Source organism: Pontimonas salivibrio (genome assembly GCF_002950575.1).
Lineage (GTDB): Bacteria > Actinomycetota > Actinomycetes > Actinomycetales > Microbacteriaceae > Pontimonas > Pontimonas salivibrio.
Map to the genome: position 1 here is coordinate 1139133 of NZ_CP026923.1, position 22127 is coordinate 1161259.

The following is a 22127-nucleotide window of genomic DNA, read 5'->3' on the forward strand; positions in this document are numbered from 1 at the left end:
GAAATCCAAAAATTAAGGAGAAACATGACCAAGCGAATGTTCGCACTGCTCTCGACCCTCGGGGCGAGCGCGCTGGTGCTCGCGGGTTGTGCGGGCGCTGCCGCCCCCACAGAAGACACCGCGGGTTCTGGAGAGACCACGACCGAGGAGACCACGACCAGCGAAGCGCAGCGCGTCTGCGTCATCCTGCCGGATGCCGACTCGGGCACCCGCTGGGAGCCAAACGACCGCCCCGCTCTTGAGGCGGGTATCACCGCTGCTGGCTACGAGGCAGACATCCAAAACGCTCTGGCCGACACCGCCAAGTTTGCGACCATTGCTGACGCCCAGCTCACTCAGGGTTGCGCCGTGATGTTGGTCGTGGACTACCAGGGTGCTGGCACCACGGTCGCCGAGAAGGCTCAGGCCGCCGGCGTCCCCGTGATTGCCTATGACCGCCCGATCGAGGGTGCCGACTACTACGTGTCGTTCGACAACTTCACCGTGGGTGCACTCCAGGGCCAGATGATCATTGATGGTCTGACCGCTGCTGGAAAAGACCCCGCGACCGCGAGCATCGTCTACTCCTCGGGGGACCCCGCGGATGGAAACGCCGCGATGTTCTTGAACGGCGCGCTCAGTGTTCTGGACGAGGCGGGTGCCAGCGCGGCATTCACCATGGAAGGCACCTGGGATGGCGCGAAGGCCGGAACGCTCTTTGAGCAGGCCTTCACCGCTGTAGGTGGAAACGTGGACGCTGTCCTCGCCCCGAACGACAACAACGCATCCTCGATCATCGCGATCCTCGACAAGAACGGCCTGAGTGTGCCCATCTCTGGTCAGGACGCGTCGGTTGCTGGTCTGCAGAACGTTCTGCTGGGTAAGCAGTTCGGAACTGTCTACAAGCCGTTTGGTATTCAGGTAACTGCAGCCCTCGAGGTCATTGAGGCCCTGCTCTCCGGCGAGGAAGTCGCTTACGACCAGACCCTCGAAGATGGCACTCCGTACATCGCAGTGGACCCGATTGTGGTGACCGCTGAGAATGTCGTCGACGTTGTCGCCAACGGTGACGCGACGGTAGAGGACCTGTGCACCGACGAGGTAGCCGAGGCCTGTGCCACCTACGGAGTCAACTAGTTAGTAGCGTGTAGCACTACACCCGATGTCCCGGGCGGCCCAGGTCGCCCGGGACATCACCCAAAGGCGGGAAAACATGGCAGAGTCGCTAGTTTCACTGAAGAACATACAAAAGAGTTTCGGACCCGTGGACGTCCTCAAAGGCGTCGATTTGGACATCTACGAGGGGAAAGTCACCGCGCTGGTCGGTGACAACGGGGCAGGTAAATCAACGCTGATCAAAGGGCTTGCCGGAGTGCAACCCTACGATTCTGGAGAGGTGAGTTTCAGAGGCTCTGGTGTTGCGCTGAACTCGCCGCGAGATGCCGCGGAACTTGGCATCGAAGTGGTCTACCAGGACCTCGCACTGTGCGAAAACCTCGACATTGTTCAAAACATGTTCCTGGGCCGAGAGGAAACCACTACCGGGACCCTCAATGAGGCCCAGATGGAATACGCAGCGGCCCAGGCGCTCAGCTCCCTGTCGGTGAAGACGGTGCGCTCGGTGCGCCAGACAGTGTCGTCCCTGTCCGGTGGGCAGCGCCAAACAGTCGCCATCGCGCGGACAGTTCTGCGAGACGCCCGGTTGGTCATTTTGGACGAGCCCACCGCCGCATTGGGTGTTGCTCAGACCGAACAGGTACTGAACCTCGTCACTCGGCTTGCCGAGAACGGCATCGCGGTACTCATCATCAGCCACAACCTGCAAGACGTTTTCAAGGTTGCCGACGAGATCGCCGTGCTCTACCTCGGCAACATGGTCGCCCAACTGCAGGCATCCGAAACCACCACGAACGAAGTAATCAGCTACATCACCGGCATGGGTATCGAGACGAAGGAAGCGGTCTAATGGCGGAAAAAATCTTGATCAACACCGGCCACGAGGGCTCTGTGTCTGACCAGGTGCAGGCCTACTTTTCGCGGCTGAAAGCCGGTGACATGGGGGCCCTTCCGGCCGTCGCAGGAATCATTGTCCTGATGGCACTGTTTGCCAACCTCTCGCCGTTTTTCTTGACCGAAATCAATATCGCCAACCTCTTCGTTCAATCAGCGGTACTGATGGTGACCGCGATGGCTCTGGTCTTCGTGCTGCTACTTGCCGAAATTGACCTGAGCGCTGGTGTCACGGCGGCAACCGGAATGGCGCTGTTTGTGAAACTCACCAATTCTGGTCTCGCGTGGCCTTTGGCGCTCATACTTGGCTTCCTGGTGGGAATCGTCACGGGATGGGTGCTGGGGTTCTTTGTCGCCAAGATCGGTGTGCCATCCTTCGTAATCTCACTCGCGTTCTACTTGGGTTTCCCGGGAGTGATGCTCCTGATTTTGGGTAGTGGAGGCATCCTCCGACTGGAAGTCGACGTCATCAAGGCGATCATGAACTCCAACCTGCCGGTCTGGGCGGGATGGTTTTTCTTGGGCATTGTCGTGGCGGTGGTGCTTGCGTTGTCCATGTGGGATCGTTCACGGCGACTCAAAGAAGACCTTCCGGTACGACCCACGGTCTTCATCTTTGCCAAAGTGGTTGCCTACCTGCTGCTGGGAGGACTGGCGGTGTTCCTGCTAAACCTCCCCCGAAGCCTGGTGGCAGAAAACCCCATCCAAGGCGTCCCGATTGTGGTGCCCATTGTGGTGCTGTTGTTGTTCCTAGGAACATTCCTGCTCAACAGGACAAAGTTTGGTCGCTACATCTACGCCGTGGGCGGCAATCCTGAAGCCGCCCGCCGTGCGGGAATCAACGTCGCTCGAATCCGCATCTACGCCTTCATGCTCTGCTCGTCGCTCGCGACGATTGGTGGCCTCATGCACATCAGCCGAATTGGCGCGGTCGAATCGGCCGCCGGTCGGATGATTGTGCTCCAAGCCGTGGGCGCCGCAGTGGTCGGCGGCGTGAGCCTCTTTGGGGGGCGCGGAAAGCTATTCAACGCCGCTATCGGCGCGATCGTGATTTCCATCATCGATAACGGACTGGGCCTTCTGGGCTTCCCCGCTGGTGTCAGCTTTATCGTCACCGCGCTGGTTCTCACCTTGGCCGCAACAGTTGACGCCCTTGCCAGAAAGCGGGCACCGGGCGGGCTTCGAATATAGCGGCGCCGACTGTCGGGCCTCACGGCCCAGCCAGACCGGCGCCCACTCTCGGCAGAGCGTTTCGACATCCGCTCCTGCCGAACTGGCCGAAGTAACGACAGAGAGGTGGACACAGCCGATGCAGTTCCCCCCAGCCACACCAGTGCCACCCTCGCCGCCGCTTCGATGGGGTATCGCTGGGCCCGGGGAGATTGCCGACACGTTCGCCTCTGCGGTTCTCAAATGGGGGACCCAAAAAATCACGGCAGTGGGATCACGCTCGGCACAGCGAGCCGCAAACTTCGCCACACGCCACGGCATCGAACAGCACTGGGGGTCCTATCGCGAGCTGTGTGAATCGAGCGTTGTTGATGCGGTCTACATCTCGAACCACATTGACGGACACCTCGAACTCGCCCAGGTGGCGCTGGATGCGGGCAAGCACGCTCTAGTGGAAAAGCCACTGCACTACTCCGCCCAGGCCGCACGGAGCGTCCTCGCCCACGCAAAGCAGCATCAGCTGCTGATGACCGAGGCGATGTGGACGCGCTACCTGCCACAGTCGAGTGTGTTGCGCACAATTATCCAGTCGGCCGACTTCGGGACACCAGAACACCTGGTGGCAACCTTCGCCGTCGATAACCGCCACATCGACAGGCTCTGGCGTCCCGGCACCGGAAGTATCACCTACGACATGGGGATCTATCCGATCGCACTGGCCTATGAGGTGTTCGGAGCGCCCTCCCGGATTGACGCCCTAGGCAGTGTGACGGAGGGAGGTATTGATGAAGCAGCAACGGTCAAACTGTCCTATCCCTCTGGAGCCACAGCGACCCTAGTGATTTCCGGAATTGCCACCCACCCCTGCACCGCGACCATTTCCGGACAGCACCAGACAATCACCCTCGAGCACCCGTTCTTTGTTCCCACGACGATGCAACTGGCCACCAAGGGGCTCTACGCGGACACCATGTCCTGGGCAGATGACACTTCGATCAAAGGCCATGAGGGACTGTACTACCAAGCAGAGTGGTTTGGGCACTACGTGGCACAGGGCATGACCGAATCCCCGGTTCATACCCACGAGGAAATCCTCAGCAACTTGGAAGCCGCGGAGGAGATTGTTCGACTCGTCGGAGGCAGCGTTCGGCCTGGTCACCGAACAGCCGCCCGACCAACAAGCCTGTAGTCCAGCGGACGACGCAAATATTGTCGGGTTGACAGGATTTGAACCTGCGACCCCTTGACCCCCAGTCAAGTGCGCTACCAAGCTGCGCCACAACCCGTAGTGACTACTCTACTGGCCCCAGACCCTCCCGGTTCACACCGACACTGGCAACGACAGCACGGGAAGGAGCTATTTCTTCCCTACCGCAACCGCCTCAGCCTCTTGGGGTGGTTCTTTGGCCAACAACGCGAGGATAATCACCGCAGCCGGAAGCAGAGCGCCCCACAGGCTGGGCGCTAAATAGGATCCCGACCATTCCAACCCCAGAGCAAAATACAGTGGACCAAGAGAAGTCGACGCCAGCATCACCGCGGTGGAGAGACCGCGAATACTACCGATGTGTCCCCTGCCGAAGTAGCGGACAAAGGCCGCAGCTTCGACACCTCTGATACTCCCCTGCGCGGCACCGAGCAGCAGGCCAAAGACAATGCCCCATAAGCCGGGTTCGACAAACGGCAACAGCATCATGGCGCCCGCCATGGAAACCATTGACGCGATCAGGCCCCAACGCGGATCAATTTTGTCGACAATCGCACCAAAGCCCAGGGTTAGTAACAGGGCCGCGATGGTTTGGGGGATAAAGTTACTGGCTGCTTCCAGGGTGGTCAGCCCTTGGGCACCGAGGATGGAAATCAGGTGGAAGGCCAAACCAGTCACCATCATTCCTACGGTGAAACCGGCTGCGGTGAACGCCCAAAACATGAGAGTCCCTGCCGCCTGTTTTTGGGTGTAGCCCGCTTCGGGGACATGCACAATGAGTGAACCGGTTTCGGTGTGTGTCCGGGGCCGATCCTTCGGCAGAAGCAGCGCCAAAGGCAGCGCGATGACCAGCACAGTGGCTGCTTCGATTCGCCACGCGGTGGCAATGTCGGTAAGGGTAATCAGTCGTTCGATACCGACCGGCGCGAGTGAAATTCCTGCGGCACCCATTGCGCCAGAGATCCCTAGGGCTAGGCCCGAGCGGTGGGTGACTAAGCGGGCCACCAAAGTGGTCGATGCCAAGGTCAGTGCGCCTTGGCCGACCATGCGAAGCCCCACATACGCACCGGTGAGGCCCAAAATCTCGGTCACAAAGCTTGCCGCCACCAATACCGCAGCCAACGCCACACCAATCCAGACAATGGCCAGGCGTGCCCCAAATTTATCGAGCGCCCGTCCCACAAGGGGCATCGCGGTCGCACCCGCCAGTGTGGCAATGAGGTAGCTAAACGAGATCTCTGTTCGGTCGACACCGATTTCGGCGATGAGTGGGTCGGTAAACGGCGACAGCCCGGCCGTTTGGCCGGGTGCGGTCAGCGCCGCAAAGATCCCACCGGCCAGAACAATGAACAACCACAACCGGCCACGCGGGCCGGGGTCTTTCCGGTCTTTTTTTTCCTGCTCGAGGCGATAAAGCTCTTCGTCGTCCGGCCGAATAATCGGCACCGTTCCGGTGACCGGAAAAGACGGATCGGGGTATTCCTCGCGATTGCTCATAGGGTGGCGGCTGTGATAGACATTAGGCCAATCCTATCGCCCACCCCACCATGCCTCCTGCGGTGTCCAACGGTCAGCAAGCACCCACCGCATCGGGTGTCACCCCGGCGTGTCCCCGAAGCTCGCCCTGCGAATTACACCGAATCGGTATGCAGGTGAATCTGCGCGAGCAGCCCAGGCCACGATTTCCGGAATCCTGGGTGTAAATCAAGGGAAGAGACGGTATCTAGGGGAATCCACTGCACGTCCACACTCTCATGGTCGGTCACTTGCGGCTCGAAGTACTCACTGGAGTAAAACAACACTGTCGTGTAGGACCAAAAACCCAAATCAAACACTTCAGTGTGCAGGGTCTCTAGGCCGCCGTTCGGCACCCCTGCTTCCTCGCCGGCCTCTCGCAGTGCGGCATGGTGGGCTGATTCCCCCTTTTTGAGAGCACCACCCGGAATACCCCAAGTGCCGCCGTGGTGGCTCCATCCCGCCCGCAACTGTAAGAGCACACCCTGGCTTGGGTGCCACACCAGCGCACCAGCGGCACCAAATCGGCCCCAATAGCGGGTGCCATCGGGACCTTCCACCCAGGCATCGCCCGGGTCACGAAGGTGCTCCGGCGGCAGTGGTGGGGGCATCATTGACATGCCCTAGCGTCCTTTTCGCTCGCTTCGGCGCTCTCGGACACGCATTTGAATCCGAATCGGTGTTCCTTCAAAACCGTAGGTCTCCCGCAGCCTGCGCTGAATAAAACGCCGATATTGGGGATCAAGAAACCCGGTCGTAAACAGGACAAAGGTGGGTGGCCTGGTCGTTGCTTGAGTGGCGTAAAGAACACGGGGCTGCTTGCCACCACGAACGGGGTGCGGGTGAGCTTGGGCAAGCTCCGCCACGAAAGCGTTCAACTCACCGGTTCCGATACGTCGATCCCACGACTCCAGCGCGGTGTGCAGCGCGTGGGGCAGCTTTTCGATGTGCCGACCGGTTTCTGCCGAGATATTTACCCTCGGCGCCCAGTCGACGTGATCGAGGTCTACCTCGATTTCGCGCTCCAAGTAACGCCTGCGTTCATCATCAAGCAGGTCCCATTTGTTAAACGCAATCACCAGGCCGCGGCCCGATTCGACGACGAGGTCAATAATGCGCATGTCTTGTTCACTGACGGGTTCGCTGACATCAATCACCACGACCGCGACTTCGGCTTTTTCCAGCGCCGCTTGGGTGCGAAGGCTGGCGTAGAAGTCGGCACCTTGCTGGAGGTGCACTTTCCTTCTGATTCCTGCCGTGTCGACAAATTTCCAGGTCTCGCCCCCAATGTCGACAAGCTCATCGACGGGATCACGGGTTGTTCCGGCAGTGTCAGCAACCACCACCCGCTCCGAGCGAGCCGCCTTGTTCAACAGGCTGGATTTACCCACATTGGGTTTACCCACCAGTGCCACCCGCCGAGGCCCGCCCGGTTGGATGGGCGCTTTGGCCTTGGTGGGCAAAAGAGTCAAGACATGATCGAGTAAGTCCGCAACACCGCGCCCGTGTAGTGCGGAGACGGGCCACGGCTCCCCCAACCCCAAAGACCACAGGCTGGCGATTTCAGGTTCCTGTCTTTGGTCGTCGACTTTGTTCGCAACCACAACAACGGGAACACCACTTTGTCGAAGGAGTGACACAACGCGCTCATCGGTCGCAGTGGGGCCCACACGGGAGTCAACGACAAACAAAATGACGTCGGCCGTGTCGATGGCAACTTCGGCTTGCACGGCAACCGACTGGTCTAAGCCTTTAGCGTCTGGCTCCCAACCACCGGTATCCATCAGGCTAAAACGGCGTTCGTTCCACTCTGCCGGGTAAGACACCCGGTCCCTGGTCACACCAGGAATGTCTTGCACGACGGCTTCACGACGACCAATAATCCGGTTCACTAACGCCGATTTGCCCACATTGGGTCGGCCCACGACGGCGACCACAGGCATTCCCCAAGTGGTGGCTTCTTCCAGTGCATCGCCACCCACCCCTTCGAGCAGGGCAATATCTTCGTCATCCAGCTCGAAGGCTTCTAAGCCGCCGCGAAGGGCTTGGGCGCGCTTATCCTGCGAGGCTTCGTCATCAGGAAACACTTCGTCGTTGACTAACGCTCCAGGATCGACCACCTGCTCGGAGGTGTCGCTGGGGAGGCCTTGTGGCTGGTCCTCTGGGTGGTCCTCTGGGTGGTGAAGGTTGTCGCTCATTGCCCTGTCTCTATGCTGATTTCGGTGTTCTGGGCAATCAGATCGATAACCGCCTCCACGCTTTGGTCAAAAGTTAAGTGTGTCGTATCCAGTGTCCACACCCCGTCGGCGGCACTCATGAAGTCGACCACCTGGCTATCGGCCCGGTCTCTGGCAATGAGCGCACTGGCGTCCACACCATCAATCTCGGCTTGGCGCCTGGCCACACGGGTTGCTTCGTCAGCGGTGAGCAAAATACGCACGGGAGCATCCGGCGCCACCACTGTCGTGATGTCACGCCCTTCGATGATGATTCCGGGTCTCTCATCATTCGCTGCGAGCGCCCGAAAAATGTCGTTGAGGCCGCGACGAACGAGTGGGTGCTTGGCGACCTGCGACACCGCGGCGGACACTTCTGGTCCCCTAATGGCGTCGGTGACGTCTTGGTCACCGACGCTGTGGCGTTGATCTCCGGCGTTGAGCGGTCGACTCTGCCCGATGGCGTCAAGGTGGGCCACGATGGCGTCTTGTTGTTCGAGGTCCGCGCCTGAGTCCAGACAGGCCCAGGCGAGGCAGCGGTAGGCGGCACCAGTATCGAGGTAGCCAAAGCCCAGTTTGTGGGCAACAGCTTTGGAGACACTGGATTTCCCACTGCCTGCTGGTCCATCGATGGCCACAATCACACTCATTGACTCTCTCCCGCTATGGGCCAACCGCGCGCACTGAGATCTGCAGCGAGCCTGTCGACGACTTCTGTACTGACCGATAGCTCCACAAAGCCTACGGGGGCTCCCGGTGAATGCTCCAGGCTCATGTCCTCGAGGTTTACTTCCAGGGCTCCCACATCACTCAACAGTGCGGCAAGCTGCCCCGACCTGTCGTCAATGACGACCACAAGCGTGGCAAAACGGGACTGGCCTCCGTGTTTACCGGGAATCCGACTGACACCGGATGCCCCCGCGTGGAGTGCTTCTGCGAGAGCACGCTGTGTACCCTCGGTTGAGGCGGCATGCAGTGCTTTTTCTAACGAGTCCACGCTGTTCCTGAAGTGATCCAGCAGGGGCAACACGCTCTCGGCGTTGTGTTGGAGAATTTGGGCCCACAGTTCGTGGTCACCGGCTGCAATCCGGGTCATGTCTCTCAAGCCTTGGCCAGCCAATGACAGTGCGTCTTCTGACACACTCTGTAGCTGCGTTGCGAGTGCTGAGCTGACCAGCTGGGGCAGGTGGGATACGACAGCCACTGCGTGGTCGTGGTCAGCAGGAGTCATAGTGTGCACGGTGGCACCCAAGACCCGAATGAGAGCCGATACTGCTCCAATGAGTTCGACAGGCGTGTCGGATACCGGCGTAATCACCCATGGTCGCCCGGTGAAGAGATCAACTCGGGCACTTGTGGGTCCCCCACGCTCACGTCCCGCCATCGGGTGAGTCCCCAAGAACCGTTTCCGGGCGCCACTGTCATCGGGCGATGCAGAAGCCATCACCGCGTCAACAACACTGCTTTTCACGCTGGCCACATCGATCACCATTGCCTGTGGATACTTCGCGAGTGCGTGGGAGACGACCGTGGCGGTCACATCCGGAGGCGTGGCCACCACGACAAGCTCGACATTAGCCGCCAACTCGTCGTGTTCCCGAGAAACGGCAGTGTGAACACTACCGGCCCCATATTCCGCAGCCAGTGCTGCCCGACTGGGTGATTGGTCCTCCAGGGTGACCTGGGCTCCAGCTTCGACCAGGGCGAGGCCAATACTGGTTCCCAACAATCCGGTGCCCACAATGTGCACGCGGGAAAACGGCAATGATTCACTCATTGTGCGCCTCCCGGTGGTGTGCGTTGGCTTTTTGCCAATTCCACCAGCGTAGCGAGCTGGTGGCGCTCATCTGCCGTAAAGTCACGCCATTGACCAGGACGCAGACCGCCTAAATGGAAGGGGCCAAATCTGCGCCGCTGCAGGGTGAGCACCTCGTGGCCCACCGCGGCGCACATTCGCCGCACAATCCTGTTTTTTCCAGAATGCAAGGTGATTTCCAACAACGACTTTCCCCCGCGGGGGTCCCCCACACGCTGGGCACTATCCGCGAAGGTGACACCGTCGTCTAATTCCACCCCGCGGGTTAACTCGGTCAGAGTTTTATTCGACACCGCGCCTCTGACGCTCACGACGTAGGTTTTTTCCACCCCAAATGATGGGTGGGCCAAAATGTTGGCCGCGTCACCGTCATTGGTCAAAATCAACAAACCCGAACTGTCATAGTCGAGGCGCCCCACCGGGTACACCCGCTCCCCGACTTCATCCAGAATTCCTGACAGGTCGGTGCGGCCTTTATCGTCAGACAGTGACGTCACCATTTTGGTGGGCTTGTGAAAAAGCAGGTAACGCCGGTCCACATCGAGTTGCAGGGCTTTCCCGTTCAATGTGACGACATCTCGTGAAACGTCGACCCTGGTACCCAACTCGTCGACGATTTCACCGTTTACTCGAATACGTCCCTGTTGGATAAACGATTCGACCCGCCTCCTGGATGCCACACCGGCTCGAGAGAGCACCTTTTGAAGACGCTCACCCTCTTCAGAGGAGCCGTGCGCGGACCGGTCTGATTCTTCCTCTCCCCCGCGAGCATGAGAGCCCGCCATCACGCCTCAACATCCCCAAAGCCTTCGCGACCGTCGCTTAAGAGTGGGGACAGCGGAGGAAGTTCCTCGAGTGATTCAATTCCCAGGTATTCCAGAAGCAGCGGTGTCGTCTGGTAAAAAATGGCTCCCGTTTCCGGATCATTGGAGTGTTCGTCAATCAGGCCCCTCGCAATCAGGGTGCGCATCACCGAATCGACGTTGACGGCTCGGACTGCTGACACCTGCGAGCGCGTCACGGGTTGCTTATAGGCCACCACAGAAAGCGTTTCGAGGGCTTGTTGGCTGAGACGTTGTGGTGAATCATCGTGCAGCATGGAGCGCACCAAGCCATCCCACTGGGCTGCGGCGTAGATGCGCCATCCACCACCGACTTCGCGCAGTTCGAACCCGCGCCGAGGACCATTGGCTTCTCCGGCGTAATCGGCACGCAGTTTCGACACAGCGGCTTCGACCTCCGGCTGGGGGTGACCGGTAATCTGCGCCAGCGCCAAGGGCGAAAGCGGTTGGTCGGCGACCATGAGAAGGGCCTCCAAAGCCGCAGGCAACTCATCGCTGCTGACCGCAACGTTGGACTCAAGTGTGGCGGAGTCTTCAGCCGTCGACGACCCAGCGACTTCCTCGCCGCGCTGGTCCATCACCGTCTCCTCCGATTCACTCTCCACTGCCCTATTCTCCCGCGCCTGGAGATAAGTTCTCACCAGTGGCACCACCGGCTTGCTTGTCGCGGGCTGGCTTGTCGGAAACGTCGTCTTCACCGGCGCCGGGATAGTTCTCCTGGTCAATGCTTCGGGCATCATCGGCGGGGTTAGACCATTCTTGACCGAGACTGGCCAACTGATCGTCGCTGAAGGAGTCATCCACCAGGTTGATACTGAGCTCCCCTAGGGGCTCAAGCTGGTGAAAAGACAGTGCCCCTTGACGGTAGAGCTCCAAAATGGCCAGAAACCGCGCGACGACGACACCTCGCTCACTGACACCGGCAATGAGTTCACGGAAACTTCGCTGCCCGCCACGCAGCACACCGAGCACGTGGATCGCCTGTTCGCGCACACTCACCAGTGGGGCGTGAAGGTGATCAGTGGCCACGCTGGGAAGGGTTTTGGGGGCAAAAGCCATTAAGGCGAGGGCGTGAAAATCCTCCACGCTTGTGGTCCAACGGAGGGTCCTGGTGTGGTCACGGTAGTGAGCCTCCAGAGGCACCACCCGAGGATTTCTGAGGGACTCTTCAGCGAGGCGGGTAGAGAACCACTGGGACACGTCCTTAAACGCGCGGTACTCCAACAGTCTCGCAAACAGTAAATCTCTGGCTTCTAAGACTTTGACGTCCTCCGCGTCGACATAGTCACCTTGGGGCAGTAGCCCCACAACTTTCATGTCCAGTAATGTCGCCGCGACAACAAGGAACTGGCTCGCCTGATCGAGGCCGTCCTCACCTTCGAGGGTGCTCACATAGTCAATAAATTCCGACGTCACTGCCGCCAGTGCCACATCGGTGATGAGCATTTCGCGTTTCCCAATCAACCGCAGCAGCAAGTCAAAAGGACCATCGAAATTACCCAGCGAGACGTGAAAGTCACTGTCGCCACCTGGCTGTGAAGGCTCAGCAGAAACAGCAGATGACGCAGCCTCCGCTGGACTCAACCCTGAATCGACCACTGCCGAATCAACCACTGCTGAATCAGACACGGCCGAATCAGTCATGCTCGCCTCGCCGGTCACCTGGTGGGACGCCACTACGCAATCGCACCTCGGGAAATCAGCTCTCTCGCAAGCTCACGGTAGGTGTGGGCGCTGGCATGCTGCGGGGCGAACTCAGTAATGGGTGTTCCCGCCACGGAGGCGTCGGGGAACTTCACCGTCCGACCAATCACGGTGTCCAACACGGTGTCGCCAAACCCGTCCACGACGCGCTCGAGTACTTCCCTGGCGTGGAGTGTCCGGGCGTCATACATGGTCGCGACGATGCCATCGACTTGCAGGGCTGGGTTTAACCGCTCTTTGACTTTGTTGATTGTGTCAACGAGCAGTGCCACACCACGCAGGGCAAAAAACTCGCACTCCAAAGGGATCAGCACACCGTGGGCAGCAGTGAGAGCATTCACTGTCAACAAACCAAGGGAGGGTTGGCAGTCGATGAGGACGACGTCGTAATCGTCTAAGACGGGCCGTAACAGCCCCGCGAGTATGTTTTCCCTGGCTACCTCACTGACCAGGTGCACTTCTGCCGCCGAGAGGTCAATATTGGCCGGAATGACATGAATTCCGGCTATAGCGGAGGGTTGAATGGTCTGTCGGATATCTTTTTCGCGACCGATCATGGCGTCGTAAATGGTGGGAACATCGTGGCTTTGGATGCCCATTCCTGCAGACAGCGCGCCCTGAGGGTCAAAGTCGACCAACAACACGGTTCGGCCGTACTCGGCCAAAGCGCCCGCCAAAGAAATGGTGGTGGTGGTCTTACCCACACCACCTTTTTGGTTACACAGAGCGATGACCCGCGCTGGTCCGTGTGATTCCAGCGCTTCGGGGACCGGGAAATCCCGAACGGGGCGCCCCGTCGGGCCCGTTGTCGCCGATGTCTTACTCTCGCTCGCCATGGCCTCAGTCTACTCCCGGGCTACCCGGTCGCCCGGGGATGTGATGAGTAGTACACATCGCGAAGCGAATCAATGGTGACCCTCGTATAAATCTGGGTGGTTTGCACCGACTGGTGACCCAAAAGCTCTTGAACCACCCGAATATCGGCCCCGCCAGCAATCAGATGTGTCGCGCAGGAGTGTCGAAGAGTGTGGGGCGAGAGTGGCTCTGTGATTCCGGCAGCTTCGGCTCGTGCCCGCAAAATCAACCACACGCTTTGTCGGGAGAGACCCGCGCCTCTCGCCCCCAAGAACAGGGCGGCGCTGGAGCGTCGGGCTTTTCTGGCGAGAAACGGCCTCGAACGCACAAGATACGCCTCGAGCGCCTCGCGTGCTTTGGAACCCAGCGGCACGATGCGCTCTTTATCGCCCTTACCAATCACCCGAATCACTTCGGGTGTGACCCCATCTATTCCCGTGACATCGTCGACTGCGAGGTTCACTACTTCACTCACTCGGGCGCCAGTGCCGTAGAGCACTTCAAGGACAGCCCGGTCTCGAAGAGAGAGGGCGTCATCTCCGCTCACACCTTCTAACAGTGTGGTGACCCGGTGAACACTCAGTGCTTTCGGGAGCCGCTCCGGCTGCTGCGGCCCTTTCACTTCTGCAGCCGGGTTGGATTGGGTGTGACCCACTTCCATCAGGTAGCGGTGAAAACTGCGTATCGATGAGAGCCGTCGCTGCACACTCCGGGGAGAACCCGTGAGGCCACGGGCAAATTCCGCGACGTGTTCCCTGGAGATCAGCGACAACTCGGTAACCCCTTGGGCCTGCAAAAAATCGCCGTAAGACTCAAGGTCTTTGCGGTAGGCAATCAGCGTGTTCGCCGAGCGCCCACGCTCCAGTGAGAGGTAGCGAAGGAAGCGCTCCCCCTCAATCCCGACGGGACCAGGCGGTGGGGAGGGCTGGTTAGGACTGTTGGTGGACATGGGCTGCGAGCAGTCCCGTGACGGAGATTTGGTTTCTAATACGCCCAGCCATCGCTGCGTCGACAGCGTCAGACAGTGGCCAAAAGGCGACCTCCAGGTCGGCCTCTTCACCGGTCGCCACAAAGTCGTGGTCGACCTGACGCAGACCCGTGGCAAGAAAGATGTGAATGACTTCGTTGGAACCACCCGGTGTCACATTGAGCGTCACCAGGTGCACCATGTCGCTTGCGGCATACCCTGCCTCTTCAGCCAATTCCCGGCGGGCCGCCTCGGCGGGGTCTTCGCCGACTACATCGAGCAACCCTGCGGGTAGTTCCCAGTTGCGTGAGCGCACAGGGTGTCGATATTGACGCAACAGCAACACGTTGTTGTCCGGGTCGAGCGCGACCACCGCGCTGGCACCTGGATGGTCAACGTAGTCACGTCGAAGCACATCGCCGTTGTAGTCGAAGCGCTCTCGCACGACGTCCCAAATGGCACCATCAAAAACCCGTTCTGTGCTGATCACAGTGGGGTGTTCTGGCGTGTCAGATAGGTCCCGCGTACTCACGCAGTGTCCTGTTTTGCTCCTACGGGAAACAGTGCAGACGCTTCGTGGCGTTCAATCGCTGCGGCAATGAGGCCGCTAAAAAGCGGGTGTGCACGATTGGGTCGACTGCGAAGCTCAGGGTGTGCTTGGGTCGACACATAAAACGGGTGAACGGAGGCAGGAAGCTCGACAAATTCGACCAAACCGCCATCGGGTGATTGACCGGAGACGACCAGGCCAGCGTCGGTGAGTTGGGTGCGGTAGTTGTTGTTCACTTCAAAGCGATGACGGTGTCGCTCGTGGATCTCTGGAGCGCCATAAAGACCGGCGACGACAGACCCTTTGGTCAAACTGGCCGGATAGAGGCCCAAGCGCATGGTGCCACCTAGGTCGCCGTGGCCGGAGACGATGTCCACCTGTTCGGCCATCGTGGCGACCACCGGGTGGGGGGTCTCTGGGTCAAATTCTGAGCTCGATGCCTCCGCCAATCCGGCCACGTTCCTGGCATATTCAATGACCATGCACTGGAGGCCTAAACACAGGCCCAACGTGGGAATCTTGTTTTCGCGGGCGTAACGCAGGGCGCCCACTTTGCCTTCAATTCCGCGGATGCCGAAACCTCCGGGAACAAGCACACCGTCAACATCGCCCAATTGTTTTGCGGCCTCTTCCTCGGTGGCACAGTCATCACTGGCGACCCACTTGAGGTGAACTTTGGTGTGCTGGGCAAAGCCGCCGGCACGAATGGCTTCGGCCACACTGAGGTAGGCATCGGGCAGGTCGATGTATTTTCCGACCACCGCGATTGTGACTTCGCGAGCGGGGTTGTGCACGGCATCGAGTAGCGCCGACCACCCGTCCCACACCATTTCCCCCGCGTTTAGCCCCAAGTGGTCGACGATGTAATCGTCGAGGTCTTGGCTGTGCAGCATGGAAGGGATGTCGTAAATACTGGCCACATCGATGGCATTAACCACTGCCGCTTCATCGACGTCACACATCAAAGCAATTTTTCGCCGATTGGCGGCTTCGACGGGTCGGTCACTGCGCAGCACCAACGCGTCGGGTTGGATACCAATCGAGCGCAATTGCGCGACCGAGTGTTGCGTGGGTTTGGTCTTTTGTTCCCCGGAAGCCCCCATGAACGGAACTAAGGAGACGTGGACGAAGAAGACGTTGTCGCGTCCCAGTTCGTGTCGAATCTGCCTGGCGGCTTCAATGAACGGTTGGCTTTCGATATCACCGACGGTGCCACCGATTTCACTAATGATCACATCCGGTTTAGGTGTTGCCGATGCCTGCTCACGCATCCGACGTTTAATTTCGTCTGTGATGTGGGGAATCACTTGGACGGTTTCCCCCAGGTATTCACCCCGTCGCTCACGGCCAATCACTTCGGAGTAAACCTGACCGGTAGTGACGTTTGCCGAGCGGGACAGGTTGATGTCGAGGAAACGCTCGTAGTGACCAATATCGAGATCTGTTTCCGCACCGTCATCGGTGACAAACACTTCGCCGTGCTGGAAGGGGTTCATCGTGCCCGGGTCAACGTTGAGGTAAGGGTCAAGCTTCTGCATGACCACTTTGACGCCGCGACCGGAAAGAAGATTACCCAGCGATGCTGCGGTCAGACCTTTTCCTAGGGAGGAGACAACTCCACCGGTGACGAAAATGTGTTTCGTGACCGGGATTGAATCCGTCTGGATCTCATCCTCCACGGGTCAAAAGACTAACCGGTTTTTAGCGACCACTGCTGCGACTCACCGATTGACGTTGGAGCATTTCTCTCGCGTGGGCTTTTGCACTGTCGGAATCCTGATCGCCGCCCAACATTCGAGCGAGCTCAGCAACGCGGTCCTCGGCTTCTAACACTCGCACGCTCGACTCGGTCACTTCCCCCGATCGGTCTTTAAACACGCTGAGGTGGGTATCGGCGTAGGAGGCCACTTGGGCAAGGTGTGTGACACAAATCACTTGAGCAGATTGGGCCAGTCGAGCCAAACGTTTTCCAATTTCCAATGCTGTGGCTCCACCCACACCAGCGTCGACTTCGTCGAAAATAAAAGTCGGGACAGGGTCTGCTTCGGCGAGGACAACCTCCAGAGACAACATCACTCGGGAGAGTTCACCGCCAGAAGCCGATTTTGCCAGCGGGCGTGGCGGGGCGCCGGGGTGTGGCGCCAATAGAAAACTCACTTGGTCGGCTCCGGAAACGGTCGCCTCTTTGGGTGAGACATCAATCACGAGGTGTGCGTCTGGCATGGCGAGTGTCTGCAACTCAGCGCTTACCCGCTCCCCTAGGGTGTGCGCGGCGACCATTCGCCGCTCAGTAATTTCTGCGGCCAGGCGGGAGAGCGTTTCTTGATCGTGGCGGATCTGTTCCTCGAGCTGTCCTCGCCGATCGCCGGAAAGGTCAATTTCCAAGAGGGTGTCACTAGCTGATTTTTCGAACACCAACACGTCGTCCAATGTGGGACCGTAGTCACGCATCAAACCGCCAAGGTCTGCACGCCTGGACATCACTGATTCCAAATCGAGGCTCTCGCCCTCGGTAATCGCGCTCAAGTAAGACGACAGGGCTTGTGAAGCTTCGTCAATCTGAAAGAGACCATCGCGCAGAGTCTGAAGAGGCCCCGCTAGTTCGGCATCGTGTTCCACTACTCGCTCTAAGGAGCGAATGGCGTGGTCGATAAGACTGCGAGCATCTGAGGATTCTGGACCGACGGCTTCACTGGAGAGCGCCTCTTTCGCCACAGCTGCGGCGTTTCGGAGGTCTTCGATGGACTCTAATTTGTCCGACAGCGCTTTCAATGAGACATCTTCACCCTGTTCGGGTCGCACCCCTTCGATACGCTCCAGAGCTTGGCGCAACCGATCCTGGTCGGCCTTTTGGGCCGCATAGCGTTCATCGATTTGTTCGAGTTCCAGCAGTCGTTCCTGATGTGCCCTAAAAAGTTCTTGGTAGTCGTGGAGGACACTGGCGAGGCGTTCACCGGCGTAACGATCGAGCGCATCTCGCTGGGCCGATTCCGACTTCAGTCGAATTTGGTCGCTTTGCCCGTGGACGACAACGAGGTGTTGGGCAAGTTCTTGAAGGACCGAGACGGGGGCAGAGCGCCCGCCCACCACTGCTTTGGAGCGGCCCTCCGCCGACACTTGACGGGAGAGCACCAATTCACCCTCCTCAATGACACCGCCTAATTCTTCGACGCGTTCCGCTACTGGTGTGATGGAGCCGGCAAGAAAATGCCCTTCAACCCAACTGTGTTCACTTCCCTGTCGAACGCGTGCCGTGTCGGCCCGCTCGCCTAGGAGTAATCCCAACGCGGTGACGACCATTGTTTTTCCTGCACCTGTCTCGCCGGTCAGCACGGTAAAGCCAGGGCCAAGTGGCAAACTCGCGTGGGAAATGACACCCAAGTCGTTGATCTGAATCTGCTCAATCATGAGCCGGCTTCCCCCGGACCGCGCCAACCCGTCACGGGAAGGGAAAACTTTCGCACCAGCCGGTCACTAAATGGGCCGGGGTGAAGTCTGGCGAGCCGGACCGGCTCGCTGCTCTTGGTGGCACTCACACGAGATCCCGGTGGCACATCGACGCCGCGTCGACCGTCGCACCACAACACAGCGGCTTGCGTGTTTCGAGGAAGTATTTCCACGGCGAGGGTTGAACCTGGGTCGACAACGAGAGGCCTGGAAAACAGTGCGTGAGCGGATAGCGGTGTCATGACCATCGCCTGGACCTGTGGCCAGACGATGGGTCCACCTGCAGAAAATGAGTAAGCGGTCGACCCGGTGGGCGTGGAGAGAACAACACCGTCACAGCCGAAGCTCGACACGGGTCTACCATCAACTTCTAGGGCCAATTCGACCATTCGAGAGCGGTCTGCTTTCTCCACGGTCGCTTCGTTGAGCGCGAAGGTGCGAAACACCTCCTGGCTGTCGGTTTCGACGACAACCTCAAGGGTTAACCTCTCGTCGACCTGGTAATTCTTGGCGAGGGCTTGGTCGACGGTGAACTGCAAATCTTCTTTTTCACTTTCGGCAAGAAATCCCACGTGTCCGAGGTTGACCCCCAGGAGTGGAGCGCCGCTTCCTCGCAGGAGTTCCGCTGCCATCAAGATTGTGCCGTCACCACCGAGGACGATCCCCAGCTCGATGTCTGTTGCCGCAACGCCCTGTGTGAGAATTTCTGGTTGGATGTCGAGCCCTCGAGTCATCGGCTCAGCCTGATCGGGGGCCACTACCGGTGTCACTCCCGCTGCGAGCAGGGTCCGCAACACCGTATGAGCAGCCTCGAGTGCGTCGTCGCGGCCCACGTGGGAGACAACGAGCATCTTTCTGGTCACAGTATTCCCCTCATTGGGCTGGAATCGCCTTGTCCCATTCTGCTGGATACACACTGGATGTTGCACTGGCGTAGACCAGATATTCCACATTGCCCTTTTCGCCGGTCAGTGGCGAAACCATGATGTCGCGTGGTGTCACGCCATGTTCTTCCAGACACTCCATCACCGTATGGACCGCTTTATCCCGTCTGGCGACATCTTTCACTACGCCTTGGTCAATCCCGCTCTTACCCACTTCAAACTGTGGTTTTAGTAACAACACAAAGTGGCTGTGGACACCAAAAGTCTCCACCAATGCGGGAATGATCTTTGTCAAGGAGATGAAACTCACGTCGGCGACCACCACACTGACCGGTGTCGGCAGAGACTGATTCGCCCACCAAGACGAGGAAATCCGCGCAGCGTGCACACCCTCACGGTTAATTACCCGGGTATCAGCAACGAGGGAAGGATCAAGCTGACCGTGTCCCACATCGAGGGCGACCACACTACGCGCGCCTGATTCGAGTAACACCTGAGTAAACCCACCAGTGGACGCACCCACATCAACACACACCGCGCCACGGATAGGAGGTGACCACCGCGTGAGCGCAGCCCGAAGTTTTGTCGCGCCCCTACCCACATCAGCCACTTCAGAAACGCCGGAGTGGGGATCGGCGTTGGCGACAAGGTCAATTACCGCGTCATCAGCCACCACCATCGACGGCTTCGTGGCGGGTGAATTAGCCACAGTGACCAGTCCCCCGGCGATCAGACGCTGAGCTTTGGTCCTTGTTGATGCGAGGCCTCGCTGAACGAGAGCGACATCAAGACGAGTGGCGTTCACTCGGAATGCGCAGTGTCCTCAGCGCCAGAACGCTCGCCATCAGAGGGTGTCGCTGCCACGGTGACGTTGGCCGAACCGAGACGCTCCCGCAAGGCTTCTTCCGCTGCGGCGAGGCCTTGCAAGCGCTGTTCGAGGGGCAAATCCATCAGCGCCTCAACCTGGGCAACAAACTCCTCATCGGAGGTGTCAGAAAATCCGTGCACTGGTTCGACCATGGTTCACCACATTACGCGAGGGCCGGATGGATGTGGGGACGGTTCGCTCGCGTGTGAAGAACACCCCAACGGAACTATCCCTTGTCGCTGTACAACGCAGGGTCAACATCGAGTCCAAAGATTTTCAAACCGGAATCATAAATACACGCTGCCCCGGCCCGAAGAAGATCAATCTTCTCCCCCGCACGCGCCACCCGAACCACGTGGCCTTTTCTGCGCACGACCGCTTTCCCCACCTCGACAGTGTGCACATCGTCCCGGTCCACACTTCTAATAATCTCGGGATACGGCAGATGAAGCTGACGTAAGTCCTGAAGGATATAATCGGGTCGCTGGTCTTCCCCTGCCGCAAGAATCTGTTTGGCCTGATCGATTCCCGTCAGCACAACAGCGGACGATATTCCAGCCGCCCTCGCCCCTTTAATGTCGGTATCTAAGCGATCACCGACCATTAGCGGCGTCGATACGGCCATGCGGCGAGCGGCAACATCGAACATTGCCCTCTCGGGCTTACCCGCAAACGTCGCGAGTCGGCCCACGGCCAAGTGCACCGCGGAAACCAACGCACCGTTTCCCGGTGCCACACCGCGCTGCACCGGAATGGTCCAGTCCGTGTTGGTTGCCACCCACACCACAGAAGGGTCGCGTTGGATCGCAAAAGACCCTTCAGCAAGCTGTGGCCAACCCACCTCGGGCGAGAAACCCTGTACGACAGCAACAGGTTCATCATCAGCGGACGTCGTGATCGAGAAACCTGCTTCCGCGATTTCTCGGAGGAGGCCTTCACCTCCGACGACGAGCACAGTGGACGCCGCGGGAATCATCGTTTTCAGTAGCGCAACAGCAGCTTGCGGTGACGTCACCACGTGTTCGGGGACTAGCTCCAGCCCGTATCCGCGTAATTGGTCAGCCACCTGCTCGGGCGTTCTGGAAGCATTATTGGTCAAATAGGCCACTGGCAAAGCCGTCTGGTTGATGGACTCCACTGCATAATCGATTGGGTCAGGACCCCGATAAATCACACCATCGAGGTCCAGAAACAGAGCGTCTTTACCCGCAAGCGGGGTGTCAGTTTTGCCAGAGCGACCCGTGAACCCCATCATCAAAGGTCACCTGCCCCATCACCTCGCGGCTCTGGGGTTTCCGAGTCGGACACCATTGGCGCGGAGTTGCCCGAACCAGGCTCGCTACCTGGCTCACCAGGCTCGGGAATAATGTCTGCGCTCACATCAGGGCTCACATCAGGGTTCAGTTCAGGATTGAGATCGGGGCTCACGTCATCATCATCGCCGATATCCACCACCACGATGTCATCAGGGGCGCCCTCTGCTTCCGCTAGGGCTCGCGCTGCAACGTGGGCACGGTTGCCCCAAATCGCCGCTTCATCGCTGCGCCCCAGCTCGTCGAGTACCACCGCATAGGCATCAAATAGTGCTGGCGAGTACGAAAAAGCCAAGTTCGGATTCAATTCAGGAATCTGCAGTTCCAACAATGCTCGGTCGGGTTGCTCCAAATCCAACCGCGCACCAGAGAGCGCGATCGCTAATTCGACCCTCACGCCGGTGTCTAGAGAATCAACTTTGGTGCTTCTGGCCAACTCGATGCCTCTTTGTGGGCGGCCAAGGCCGCGCTCACAATCGACCATCATCGGCACGTTCACGTCTTTGCCGGTCAATCGACGGTGCGTGCGAAGCTCCCTCAGTGCCAACGCGAAATCGCCCCTCAAATAGGCGGTAATTCCTAGGGTTTCTCGCACCACGGGAATACGCGAGCCTTTGTGAAGTGCGGCAAGAGCGTGTTGATGCGCGAGCTCCACGTCATCATCAATAAGCCGTGCGGCCATCACCAGGTGGTTCGCCACAAACTCAGCCTCAGCCTTATCCAGAGTGGTCAAATCCCGCCGGGCAATACGATCGAGTTGTTTTGGTTCCACATCCTCATCGAC

Annotated in this window: 22 protein-coding genes and 1 tRNA gene; 4 read left to right on the plus strand and 19 right to left on the minus strand. The window is 59.1% G+C overall.

Features of this window, described 5'->3' with window-relative positions; all coding sequences use genetic code 11:
- Window positions 1-24 precede the first annotated feature (24 nt).
- The 4 genes from C3B54_RS05735 (at window position 25) to C3B54_RS05750 (ending at window position 4348) form a co-directional block, all read left to right on the plus strand.
- Window positions 25-1116, plus strand: a complete 1092-nt coding sequence (locus tag C3B54_RS05735; protein WP_104913647.1) for a sugar ABC transporter substrate-binding protein — start codon at window positions 25-27, stop codon at window positions 1114-1116.
- A 25-nt stretch (window positions 1117-1141) separates the two neighbouring features.
- A complete protein-coding gene (locus C3B54_RS05740) occupies window positions 1142-1945 on the plus strand; it encodes an ATP-binding cassette domain-containing protein (RefSeq protein ID WP_245867824.1) in 804 nt (267 codons plus the stop codon).
- Entirely contained in the window at window positions 1945-3180 is a 1236-nt protein-coding gene (locus tag C3B54_RS05745) for a sugar ABC transporter permease (RefSeq protein WP_104913648.1), read from the plus strand. Before C3B54_RS05740 ends, C3B54_RS05745 begins: the two co-directional genes overlap by 1 nt.
- Before the next feature lie 118 nt (window positions 3181-3298).
- Window positions 3299-4348 carry a Gfo/Idh/MocA family protein gene (locus tag C3B54_RS05750; RefSeq protein WP_104913649.1) on the plus strand — a complete coding sequence of 350 codons (1050 nt, stop codon included), beginning with the start codon at window positions 3299-3301 and terminating at the stop codon, window positions 4346-4348.
- Between the two features lie 23 nt (window positions 4349-4371).
- Here C3B54_RS05750 and C3B54_RS05755 read toward each other — a convergent pair.
- The 19 genes from C3B54_RS05755 to C3B54_RS05845 form a co-directional block, all read right to left on the minus strand.
- A tRNA-Pro gene (locus C3B54_RS05755) sits at window positions 4372-4445 on the minus strand.
- 71 nt (window positions 4446-4516) lie between these two features.
- Entirely contained in the window at window positions 4517-5863 is a 1347-nt protein-coding gene (locus C3B54_RS05760) for an MFS transporter (RefSeq protein WP_104913650.1), read from the minus strand.
- Window positions 5864-5997: 134 nt separating this feature from the next.
- Window positions 5998-6501 carry an NUDIX domain-containing protein gene (locus tag C3B54_RS05765; RefSeq protein ID WP_211286279.1) on the minus strand — a complete coding sequence of 168 codons (504 nt, stop codon included), beginning with the start codon at window positions 6499-6501 and terminating at the stop codon, window positions 5998-6000.
- A 3-nt stretch (window positions 6502-6504) separates the two neighbouring features.
- Entirely contained in the window at window positions 6505-8079 is a 1575-nt protein-coding gene (gene der, locus C3B54_RS05770; protein WP_104913652.1) for a ribosome biogenesis GTPase Der, read from the minus strand.
- Complete coding sequence (gene cmk / locus C3B54_RS05775; protein ID WP_104913653.1) at window positions 8076-8747, minus strand: (d)CMP kinase; 672 nt, start codon at window positions 8745-8747, stop codon at window positions 8076-8078. The genes der and cmk overlap by 4 nt, the downstream gene beginning before the upstream one ends.
- Window positions 8744-9874, minus strand: a complete 1131-nt coding sequence (locus tag C3B54_RS05780; RefSeq protein ID WP_104913654.1) for a prephenate dehydrogenase — start codon at window positions 9872-9874, stop codon at window positions 8744-8746. The genes cmk and C3B54_RS05780 overlap by 4 nt, the downstream gene beginning before the upstream one ends.
- On the minus strand, window positions 9871-10698 hold the full coding sequence (locus C3B54_RS05785) for a pseudouridine synthase (protein WP_104913655.1): 828 nt from the start codon (window positions 10696-10698) through the stop codon (window positions 9871-9873). The genes C3B54_RS05780 and C3B54_RS05785 overlap by 4 nt, the downstream gene beginning before the upstream one ends.
- Complete coding sequence (gene scpB, locus C3B54_RS05790; protein ID WP_245867825.1) at window positions 10698-11360, minus strand: SMC-Scp complex subunit ScpB; 663 nt, start codon at window positions 11358-11360, stop codon at window positions 10698-10700. The genes C3B54_RS05785 and scpB overlap by 1 nt, the downstream gene beginning before the upstream one ends.
- 4 nt (window positions 11361-11364) lie before the next feature.
- Entirely contained in the window at window positions 11365-12399 is a 1035-nt protein-coding gene (locus tag C3B54_RS05795) for a segregation and condensation protein A (protein ID WP_104914295.1), read from the minus strand.
- Window positions 12400-12431: 32 nt separating this feature from the next.
- The gene (locus C3B54_RS05800; protein WP_104913656.1) at window positions 12432-13295 is read right to left on the minus strand and encodes a ParA family protein; all 864 of its coding nucleotides are present in this window, start codon (window positions 13293-13295) and stop codon (window positions 12432-12434) included.
- Window positions 13296-13315: 20 nt separating this feature from the next.
- Window positions 13316-14263: a site-specific tyrosine recombinase XerD gene (xerD, locus tag C3B54_RS05805; RefSeq protein ID WP_104913657.1), complete on the minus strand. Its 948-nt coding sequence runs from the start codon at window positions 14261-14263 to the stop codon at window positions 13316-13318.
- A complete protein-coding gene (locus C3B54_RS05810) occupies window positions 14244-14813 on the minus strand; it encodes an NUDIX domain-containing protein (protein WP_104913658.1) in 570 nt (189 codons plus the stop codon). The genes xerD and C3B54_RS05810 overlap by 20 nt, the downstream gene beginning before the upstream one ends.
- Complete coding sequence (locus C3B54_RS05815) at window positions 14810-16510, minus strand: CTP synthase (RefSeq protein ID WP_104913659.1); 1701 nt, start codon at window positions 16508-16510, stop codon at window positions 14810-14812. The genes C3B54_RS05810 and C3B54_RS05815 overlap by 4 nt, the downstream gene beginning before the upstream one ends.
- Before the next feature lie 22 nt (window positions 16511-16532).
- Window positions 16533-18239, minus strand: a complete 1707-nt coding sequence (recN, locus tag C3B54_RS05820; protein ID WP_104913660.1) for a DNA repair protein RecN — start codon at window positions 18237-18239, stop codon at window positions 16533-16535.
- Window positions 18236-19141 carry an NAD kinase gene (locus C3B54_RS05825; RefSeq protein WP_342749532.1) on the minus strand — a complete coding sequence of 302 codons (906 nt, stop codon included), beginning with the start codon at window positions 19139-19141 and terminating at the stop codon, window positions 18236-18238. Before C3B54_RS05825 ends, recN begins: the two co-directional genes overlap by 4 nt.
- A gap of 10 nt (window positions 19142-19151) precedes the next feature.
- Complete coding sequence (locus tag C3B54_RS05830) at window positions 19152-19967, minus strand: TlyA family RNA methyltransferase (protein ID WP_104913662.1); 816 nt, start codon at window positions 19965-19967, stop codon at window positions 19152-19154.
- The gene (locus C3B54_RS05835) at window positions 19964-20182 is read right to left on the minus strand and encodes a hypothetical protein (RefSeq protein ID WP_104913663.1); all 219 of its coding nucleotides are present in this window, start codon (window positions 20180-20182) and stop codon (window positions 19964-19966) included. The genes C3B54_RS05830 and C3B54_RS05835 overlap by 4 nt, the downstream gene beginning before the upstream one ends.
- A 74-nt stretch (window positions 20183-20256) precedes the next feature.
- Window positions 20257-21282: an HAD-IIA family hydrolase gene (locus C3B54_RS05840; protein WP_104914296.1), complete on the minus strand. Its 1026-nt coding sequence runs from the start codon at window positions 21280-21282 to the stop codon at window positions 20257-20259.
- Window positions 21283-21284: 2 nt separating this feature from the next.
- Window positions 21285-22115: a hypothetical protein gene (locus C3B54_RS05845; RefSeq protein WP_245867827.1), complete on the minus strand. Its 831-nt coding sequence runs from the start codon at window positions 22113-22115 to the stop codon at window positions 21285-21287.
- Between the last annotated feature and the right edge of the window lie 12 nt (window positions 22116-22127).